The sequence below is a fragment of the Sphingobacteriia bacterium genome (genome assembly GCA_017304685.1).
Lineage (GTDB): Bacteria > Pseudomonadota > Alphaproteobacteria > Rickettsiales > 33-17 > JAFKLR01.
Genome location: JAFKLR010000010.1, coordinates 1 through 9,864, shown reverse-complemented (window position 1 = coordinate 9,864; position 9,864 = coordinate 1). Strand labels below are relative to the sequence as shown.

Genomic DNA, 9,864 nt, shown 5'->3' with positions numbered 1-9,864 from the left:
GCGACTTTTAGGATGTTAGGTCCAAAATGTTTACGCTTAGTATTCTTAACTGATAAATACCAATCTCTTCCAATAGTAAACTGACTCATTTGTCGAATATTTGATTTTGGATTAGGTGCATTATGTATTTTAAATAAAGTTTTTCCTAATGCTTTTAAAATACTTGCATTTTTAGTATCTTTTAATTCCAAGGTTTTACCTTCTAAAAAGTCCATAAGTAGGAATGTTGAATCTTTATCATAAAGATAAACTTTTGGACCAAAATTATTTGAACCTGCCCATACAAAAGATTGTATAATAAAATCACGATCATTTTTTGCTCGGTTTAAATCTATAAACCTTAAAATATAATTCTTAGATAATAAATTAACTTTAAAAAGTGTGTCTTCTGAGTAACCACCTTTTAATAACATAAATTTCATGTCTTCAGGTTTATATTTATTGTTTTTTTTTGAAAATGTTTGTGTAAATTGGTCCCAAGGAAGCTGAGGATATTTTTCTACTATCTGATTTATTTTATAAAATGAAACATTATTATTTTGTAGTAATGATGGCCTAGTACTTTTGAAAACAATACAAGAAGATAGTAGAAAATTTATAAATAATATAAAAAATAATTTTTTCAGCATGATAACCTTAAATCTTATCAAATATATTTAGACATTTTTTAATTATTACGTATATTATAATAAAATAATAAACTAATAAAGAATTTTTCATGCTTAAAAAAATATTATATTTACTGCCTACAGCCTATATTATTTTATTTAACAATTATTCTAATGCTAAAACAGTAGAATATATCCTTAATATTAACCATAAAGCGGTAAATTATAGTGGTAAAGAGGTTAGAGGTTTAGCAATAAATAATTTTATACCGGGTCCTACTATTAAAGCAAAAGTAGGGGATACTTTAAGAGTAACAGTTAATAATCAGCTGGATGAAGAAAGCTCAATACATTGGCACGGTATATTACTACCGAATGATCAAGATGGCGTTCCTTATATAAATACTCCGCCCATTCACCCAGGTAAGAGCTTCACTTATCAATATAAAGTAACTCACTCAGGTACTTATTGGTATCATTCTCACTCAGGACTACAAGAGCAACAGGGTGTCTATGGTTCGATGATATTTTATCCTGAGAAGGAAACAGAAAAATATGATGAAGAACAGGTAATAGTACTTTCAGACTGGACCGATGAACATCCCGAACAAGTACTTGCCAATATTAAAAAAGATCCTGATTATTATGCACTTAAGAAAGACTCGGTGCAATCTTGGGATAAAGTTTTAAGCAATGGTTACAAAGCTTTTGATTTAAGAGTAAAGAATGCAGTAACTCGTATGGGTCCTATGGATATGTCTGATGTGGGTTATGATGCATTTCTCATTAATGGCAAAAAGTCATTAGATTTAAGTAAAGCAAAACCTGGAAGCAAAATAAGACTAAGGATCATTAATGCCGCAGCTTCTTCATATTTTATCTTGGAGTATTCCGGCAGCACTATGAAAGTTATTGAAGCAGATGGCATGAAAGTAAAACCTTTTACCGCTCAAAGAATTCGAATCGCTATGGCTGAGACCTATGATGTTATTGTTACAGTACCAGATAATAAAACTTATGAGTTTAGAGCAACTTCAGAAGATGGCACAGGATATGCCACTGCTAGAATTGGTTCAGGAAAATTGGTTGCAGCCCCAACTATCCCCAAGCCTAATTTAGTACTTATGGATATGGACATGTCGGGTATGCACGATATGAGTAGTATGGGTGAAAGCTCTTCTAGCGAAAAAGGTCATGATATGACAAGTATGAATAGTAATACACCACCTCAAAAGCATGATCAGCATCAAGCTAATGATACTCCTAAAGTAGCTAAGAAAATGGATGATATGATTAATATGGATCATTCAAAACCACAACAAGCCTCTGCACATGAAATTCATAATATGCAAGCCATGGATAAAATGGAATATAAAGGACATAAAGAAGGTAAGCCAAAAGTCGCTCCTCAATTACCACATATAGCTTATTTGGATAACTACAAAGCCCTTAAGTCGTTATCAGATTCAACCCTTCCTAAAAATAATCCAACTAGAGAAATTACCCTTAATTTAACTGGTTCTATGGAACGCTATGTATGGACTATTAATGATACACCTATGTATGCAGCTGATAAATTTCTTATTAAAAAAGGTGAGAATGTGAAGATGAGACTAGTTAATAAAACTATGATGCATCATCCTATTCATTTACATGGACACTTCTTTAGAGTATTAAACGGTCAAGGTAAAGTAAGCCCATTAAAGCATACTGTTAATGTTGCCCCTTATGAAACTACAACAATCGAGTTTTATGCCAATGAAGAAAAAGATTGGATCTTTCATTGTCATAATCTTTACCATATGAAACTAGGTATGGGTGGTATTGTCAGTTATTCTGAAAATGAACAAAATAAAAGCTCTTCTAACCACTCTAGAAACCATTCAAAAGACCATGGTAATAAGTGGTTTGTAGTTAACAGGCTTGAAGGATTTTCAAACCTAGCTAGCTTTAGCAATAAATTTACCAGAAATAATGACAATCTATTATTCGATATAGAACATAATTATGACAAAGATTATGAAGCCGAAATTAAATATCAGAGGTTTACTTCGCAGTTCTTTGGTGCGTATGTTGGAGGCAGTTTTAGCAAGGAAGCTGGTGAGACTACTAATAAAGCCATTATAGGTTTTGAATATACTCTACCCTTATTAATTAAAAGCGATTTGCGCTTAGACTCAAAAGGCAAATTACGTTTTGGCCTAACTAATGAACATCAGTTAACCAATCGTACGGATTTTGACTGGAAATGGAATAGTAATAACGAGTATAGATTAGGTCTTAATTATTCTATAACTAAGAAGCTCTATATCTCTGGTAATTATGATTCTAAAGAAAAATTTGGAATTGGGTTATCAATAAAATTTTAAAGGAGAAAAAATCATGTTGCCTGAAATTATTCCTAACTGGCATCCAGTCTTTGTGCATTTTACAATAGCGTTATTTAGTGTTTCAACTTTACTGTTTATATTAGCAAATTTTGCAAATCTTACATATAAGGAAAAACTTTTAAATGCAGCTTATATAAACCTTTGGGTAGGGTGTTTATTTACATTTGGTACTATTGCTATGGGGTTTTATGCCTATAATACAGTAGCTCATGATGAACCATCACATGCAGCTATGACTGACCATAAAAACTGGGCATTAGTAACTGCTATTTTTTTCCTTATTTTAACAATATGGTCAGTAAAGCTATATAAAAAAGATGATAAATTAAACAAACTGTTTATGATAAGCCTTATTGTTGCCACCACCCTTCTATCAGTAACGGGCTTTAAAGGTGGAGAAGCAGTATATCGTTACGGACTTGGGGTTATGTCATTACCAAATACTGATTCACATAAGCATAATGCCAATGAATCACCAGGGATGCATGGTGATGAAAAAGGACATGATATGAAGCCACACTCTCATTAGAAAAACTTTGCTTAACCTCAAATAATCTAAAATATAAAGGGAGTAGTTTTAAGCTACTCCCTTTATATTTACGGAGACATTTAACGAGTTATTATTCAGTATTATTACTTATTATCGTTATTTTGGGTATTTTCTTTTTCCGGCATATTATCATGATCCATATCTTTCATGTCCATATTCTTCATATCCATTTCCTTGGAATGCTCTTTATGAGAATCTTGATCCTTTTTATGGTCCTCATTAGCATAGCTTAAATTAATGCTTAATAATACTGAAAGTGCTGTTAATAAAATTTTGCTCATATAAATATCCTCTTGTTTAATTGTTAGTACTTTAAGGAGAAAAGATTCTTTAATCATTACATTTATTCAAAGTTATGTAAATAATTATTTAATTTGTTAATAAATATGATTATTATTAATATGATGATCATTATAACCATGAGGCAAACTATGATGTGTGGAAACGAAAAAAATAAATATCAGCATTTTATATGTATATTATCTATATTAATAGCTATCTACTTGTTTAACCTGCGCTCGCCGTTAGCTATTTGGTCAGCTTTAGTAATCCCTATCCTTGTATGTCCATTTTTATTAGTAAAAGTACTTAAAAAGAGAAGAGAAAGGAAAAAGCATAAGCATGCTGTATAATGATAAAAGTATATTAAAGGAGTATAGAAATGGTAAAAAAAATTATATTACAAATTCCTGGCATGGATTGTGCAGCGGAAGAAGCTTTGGTTAAACAGAAATTTTCTTCTTTGGCAGAAATTACTTCACTAGAATTTAACTTACTTGATCAGCAGTTAACTATTATTCATAACTTGCCTAATGATGAACTTGTTATTAAAGCATTACAAGAAATTGGGATGCAACCTAAAAATATTGATGAATGCTGTTCAGTTGATCATGCAAAAAATGAGTTATTGCCTTCAACGGACAAACCGTATAAAGCCTGGGGATTGTTAGCAATTTCAGGGATAATGGCTTTTTCAGCTGAAATTATTTCCTTTAAAACCAATAGCGAAAGTTCAAGTTTAGTAATAGCTTTAGCATTAGTTGCCATATTGCTTAGTGGCAGAGAGACGATCAAAAAGGGTTTAATAGCTGTACGTAATTTTACCATAAATATCAACTTCTTAATGGTAATAGCAATTACAGGGGCAGCCTTAATAGGAGAATGGCCTGAGGCCGCAATGATTACAGTATTGTTTGCTGTAGCTGAAATGATTGAGAAATATTCATTAGATAGGGCTAGAAATGCTATACGTAGCTTAATTGAAATAACTCCAGAGAGCGCAAATGTAAAAAATAAGCAGGGTGAATGGGAAGAGCAAACTATAGATTCAATTGAGGTTGAGCAAATAATTTGGGTTAAACCAGGTGAACGTATTCCTTTAGATGGTGTAATTATTAATGGTAGTACAAGTGTAAATCAAGCACCGATTACTGGTGAATCTATGCCTGTAAGTAAGAGTGTTGGGGATCAAGTATTTGCAGGTTCTATTAACGAACAAGGATCATTTGAATTTAAAGTCACAACTAGAGCCAATAATACTACTATTGCGCGGATTGCACGTGCAATTAAACAGGCCCAATCTGAAAGAACTACTACTGAAAGATTTGTAGATCAATTTGCTAAATATTATACACCCATTATGGTAGTACTAGCTATCTTGATAGCCGCTATTCCCCCTTTATTTTACGATACTGCTTTCTTGCCATGGTTATATAAGTCCCTAGTGCTACTTGTAATAGCTTGTCCTTGTGCATTAGTAGTTTCTACTCCGGTAACAGTAGTAAGTGGTCTTGCTTCGGCTGCTAAACATGGAGTCCTAATTAAAGGTGGTACCTATTTAGAGCTTGGACGTAAGCTTAAAGCACTTGCTTTAGATAAAACCGGCACTTTAACTGAGGGTAAGCCTACAGTTACTGATATTGTGAGTATTAACGGAGTAGATGAAAAAGAAATATTATTTCTAGCAGCGAGTTTAGATAGTCATTCAGAGCATCCTATAGCCGAAGCAGTAGTAGCTAGCTGGCGTAAAAAAGATGATAAAACTCCACTGCTGGAAATAAATGAATTTTCTGCAATTATTGGCAAAGGTGTAAGGGGAATTATGCAAGGTGAGCGTTATTATATAGGTAATCATCGTCTTATCGAAGAAAAAGGTTTGTGTAGTACTGAAGTGGAAGCTATTCTTGAACGTTTAGAACATGAAGGTAAGACTACACTTATTCTATTTAATGAAAAACAGGCAATAGGGATATTAGCTGTTGCTGATAGCTTGCGTGAAAATACTCATAATGTAATTTCAGAGCTTAAAGCTTTAGCAGTTAACCCAATAATGCTTACCGGAGATAATCCTGTTACTGCTGCTACAATAGCTAAAAAGGTTGGTATAAGTGAGATTTATGCTAGTCTTTTACCTGAGGATAAGCTTACTGAGGTGAACAAACTACTTGCAAAATATAAAACAGTAGGAATGGTAGGGGATGGTATTAATGATGCGCCAGCTTTAGCTAAAGCCTCAATTGGTTTTGCTATGGGAGCAGCTGGGACGGCTACTGCCTTAGAGACTGCCGATATCGCTCTGATGAAAGATAATTTAGAAAAAATCCCATATTTTATTAATTTAAGCAAAAAAACATATCAAGTACTTGTTCAGAATATCAGTTTATCAATTAGCACCAAGTTAGTATTCTTTATTTTAGCATTACTTGGTAAGGCTACCTTATGGATGGCAGTCTTTGCTGATATGGGTACTAGCCTTATAGTAGTACTTAATGGGTTAAGATTACTTAAATTTAATGATATAAAGAAGTAGCAATAGGTAACCTTATTAGAATTAGGCCAGGTGAGAAAATACCAGTGGATGCCATTATTATAGAAGGTAACAGTAGTATAGATGAATCTATGTTAACGGGCGAATCAATGCCTGTATATAAGAACATAGGAGATAAAGTTATAGGCGGAACTCTGAATGGTAATGGTAGTATAATTGTTAAAGCAGTACGTATAGGTAAAGAAACAGTACTTGCACAAATAGTTGAGATAGTATCAAAAGCTCAAAAAAGTAAAATGCAAATCCAAAAATTGGCAGATTTAACATCAGCTTATTTTGTGCCAATAGTGATAATCATAGCATGTCCTTGTGCTTTAGGGCTGGCCATTCCTATGTCGAGTATGGCTGCTACTGGAAAAGGAGCTAAATTAGGAATTTTAATTAAAAATGCTTCTAGTTTAAAGCTACTCACTAAGATTGATACTATAGTGGTTGATAAGACGTGTACTTTAACTGAAGGAAAGCCTAAGCTAACTTTGATTAAATCTCTTGGTGAATACAATGAAAGTAAATTGCTCTACTTGGCAGCAAGCCTTGAGCAAAATAGTGAGCATCCACTGGCTGCGGCAATTGTTAATGCCGCAAAGGAAAAGAATATCAATCTAGCGAAAGTAGAAAATTTTCAATCAATTACTGGGCAAGGAGTAATAGGATCAATTGAGGAAGTAGATATCTCTTTTGGTAATCTAAAATTATTTAATGAAGAAGTTAACAATATAGTACAAATAGATAAGCTAGCTTTTGAAATGAGAAGTGATGGCCAAACTGTTATGTTCTTTGGAGTTGAAGGTAAGATAGAAGCATTGTTCTGTACTGCGGATCCTATTAAATCTTCGGCTTATAACGCGATAAAAGATTTAAGCCAGAATAATATTAACATTATAATGTTAACAGGTGATAATTTTACTACTGCTTTAGCTATAGCTAAGAAACTACAGATAGACAATGTAGAAGCGGGAGTTACCCCTGCCCGTAAAGCAGAAGTTATTAAAGACCTACAGCTTCAAGGTAAAATTGTAGCTATGGCAGAAGATGGTATTAATGATGCTATTGCCTTAGCTCAAGCCAATGTAGGAATTGCCATGGGAAATGGTACTGATATAGCTATAGAAAGTGCAGGTATTACCTTACTTAAGGGTGATGTTGGCGGTATAATCAAAGCTTATAAACTTAGCAAAGCTACTATTCGTAATATTAAGCAAAACCTTTTCTTTGCTTTTATTTATAATATACTTGGAGTACCTTTGGCAGGAGGTATTTTATACCCCTGGTTTGGAGTATTGTTAAGCCCAATATTTGCAAGTATTGCAATGAGCTTTAGCTCGCTATCAGTAATAGTAAATTCGCTTAGATTAAAGAACTTTAGACTAGGATAATTCTTGATATGACAATTAAATTTTTTAAAATAATACCTTTGACTATATACTTAATATTAAACTTTATAGACAATTCTTATGCTAGTATAGAAAGATTAGACAAAATAATTAAAGCTAAAGATTTATTAATTGGCGATATAATATTTTGGAAAAATATTAATACACAAGAAACGGCATGTCATGTAGCCATAGTAACTAAAGGTGGTTATAACCCTGAAGGTATTAAAATTGCCCATGCTACAAATCATTTAGCATACAAAAAATTTACTGAAACTCATATACAATCTAGTAAAAAATTAGAACAAAAGGGTTATCACTATTTTGTTATACGAATAAATAATGTAAAAATTAAAGAGCAATTTCTGGAAATAATACATGAGTTACTAAAAGAAGAGCCATTTTTTAATAATAAAACAAACAAATTAATGAAGTCTTGGAATGAGTCAATGGCTGCTTATTCAAATGAGATAAAATTATCTATTCAAAATAGCTTATTTGATTCTAAAAAACTATTAAATTTTACTATTTCAAAAGAAGGATTAATGTGTAGTGAGGCTATAATATTAGTATTGCAAAAGGCATTTATTAATAACGGATTTGAAAAAAGATTGATTCCATTATCATTAAAACTTGACCCTAAAATATGCCCACCTTCACTAATGATGTTTGCATTAACAAAAGATTATAAGAACTTTACAGTTATTGGTAATCTTGAAGTAGAAGATTATAATTTTAATACTATGAAAATAGCAGATTACATATTTTTATTTGGTAAGTTTTAAGATAGTTTAATTAAACAACGTATACCAAGTTGCTTTACTTTTTCCATGTTTGATTATTTGACCTTCATTTACTAACTTTGAAAGATGTTTTTTAATTGTATTATAGTTAGCATTAGTGAACACTGTTATTTCGCTTATAGATAACTTAGAATGCTCACTTAGCAAAGTGATGATTTGCTTCGATAATTCAGGCATATATAATTCCAAAGCTTTTAACCTTAAAACCTTTTGTTCTAAATGAATTTTTTGTTTTTGAAGCGATCTTAAGAAAAATAATAACCAAGGAGTAAAATCTGGAGCATCATTTTTTAAGGTAGATTGCGTTTTTCTTAAAGCTAAATAATAACTTTCTTTATTACGTTCAATAATACTTTCTAAGGAACTATATGGTACATATGAGTAATTTGACCTTAAAAGTAGTAAGGTCGTAAGTACTCTTGATAACCTACCATTACCATCTTGAAATGGGTGAATTGCTAAAAATGTTACAACAAATATTCCTATTAATAGTAAAGGATGTAAAGTTTTATTTGTAAGTTGTTCTTGAGTCCAGAATACCAATTCTTGCATTCTTATTGGAGTTTCAAAAGGAGGGGAAGTTTTAAAAATAATTCCTAAACTTTTTCCATTTTCATCAAATGCTTCAACATTATTATATATTTTTTTGTACTCCCCTTTATGGGTTTGATCTTTATCAGAGTACTTTAATAGCCAATTATTTAATTGCTTAATTAAATTTTCAGACAGAGTCATATATTCATAAGATTGATAAATTTCGTCACAGGTTAAAGCGTATCCTGCAACTTCTTGCTCATCACGAGATATAAAAGAAGCTTGGTTTAAATTTGAAAGAAGTTGCTCTACTTCTTGGTTTGACAATTTAACCCCTTCTATGCGGGTAGAAGAACCAATACTTTCGATAGTTGCGACTTTACGTAATTCATATAATTTTTCTGGATGGAGTTTACCTAATAATTGCCATGCCCCTTTAAACTCATCGATTTCAGCAATTAACGAAAGCATTTCTGAAGTAATTATAATTTTATTAATATCAAACATTTTATTTTTGACCTACAAGGCTACCTATATGCACCTCTATTTTACCCGAAAGTACCCAAATGTCAATACCTATATACTTACCTATAAATACCCACATTATAATTTTGTAATTTAGAATGTGTAAAAAACGATCGTTTTTGGTACTTTAAATTTCAGTATATAATTATATTTAAAAAACAGTATTCTAAAGTACCAAAACTTATTCCACAATCAAAGTTACAAAATTTGGTGTCATATTAAGTTATATTACTTACAAACCATATGTATTAAAT

General features: G+C 31.7%; 9 protein-coding genes. 6 read left to right on the top strand and 3 right to left on the bottom strand.

Annotation, left to right across the window (positions count from 1 at the left end):
• Positions 1-629: hypothetical protein (locus tag J0H68_10000; protein MBN8829026.1), on the bottom strand; the 629-nt coding region annotated here is incomplete at its 3' end.
• A gap of 89 nt (positions 630-718) precedes the next feature.
• Here J0H68_10000 and J0H68_09995 point away from each other — a divergent pair.
• Positions 719-2,977, top strand: a complete 2,259-nt coding sequence (locus J0H68_09995) for a multicopper oxidase domain-containing protein (GenBank protein MBN8829025.1) — start codon at positions 719-721, stop codon at positions 2,975-2,977.
• Positions 2,978-2,993: 16 nt separating this feature from the next.
• Positions 2,994-3,527 (top strand): DUF2231 domain-containing protein, encoded by a 534-nt coding sequence (locus tag J0H68_09990; protein ID MBN8829024.1) that lies wholly within the window; start codon positions 2,994-2,996, stop codon positions 3,525-3,527.
• 104 nt (positions 3,528-3,631) lie between these two features.
• Here J0H68_09990 and J0H68_09985 read toward each other — a convergent pair whose 3' ends face one another.
• On the bottom strand, positions 3,632-3,829 hold the full coding sequence (locus J0H68_09985) for a hypothetical protein (protein MBN8829023.1): 198 nt from the start codon (positions 3,827-3,829) through the stop codon (positions 3,632-3,634).
• A gap of 150 nt (positions 3,830-3,979) precedes the next feature.
• Between J0H68_09985 and J0H68_09980 the strand changes: the two genes are divergently transcribed.
• From J0H68_09980 to J0H68_09965, 4 genes are read left to right on the top strand one after another with little or no spacing between them, the layout of a single operon-like run.
• Positions 3,980-4,180: a hypothetical protein gene (locus tag J0H68_09980; protein MBN8829022.1), complete on the top strand. Its 201-nt coding sequence runs from the start codon at positions 3,980-3,982 to the stop codon at positions 4,178-4,180.
• A gap of 29 nt (positions 4,181-4,209) precedes the next feature.
• Positions 4,210-6,357: a heavy metal translocating P-type ATPase gene (locus J0H68_09975; protein MBN8829021.1), complete on the top strand. Its 2,148-nt coding sequence runs from the start codon at positions 4,210-4,212 to the stop codon at positions 6,355-6,357.
• Between the two features lie 2 nt (positions 6,358-6,359).
• A complete protein-coding gene (locus J0H68_09970) occupies positions 6,360-7,751 on the top strand; it encodes a heavy metal translocating P-type ATPase (protein MBN8829020.1) in 1,392 nt (463 codons plus the stop codon).
• Between the two features lie 8 nt (positions 7,752-7,759).
• Entirely contained in the window at positions 7,760-8,533 is a 774-nt protein-coding gene (locus J0H68_09965; protein MBN8829019.1) for a hypothetical protein, read from the top strand.
• A gap of 6 nt (positions 8,534-8,539) precedes the next feature.
• Here the strand turns inward: J0H68_09965 and J0H68_09960 are convergent, their stop codons facing one another.
• On the bottom strand, positions 8,540-9,592 hold the full coding sequence (locus tag J0H68_09960; protein ID MBN8829018.1) for a Fic family protein: 1,053 nt from the start codon (positions 9,590-9,592) through the stop codon (positions 8,540-8,542).
• Between the last annotated feature and the right edge of the window lie 272 nt (positions 9,593-9,864).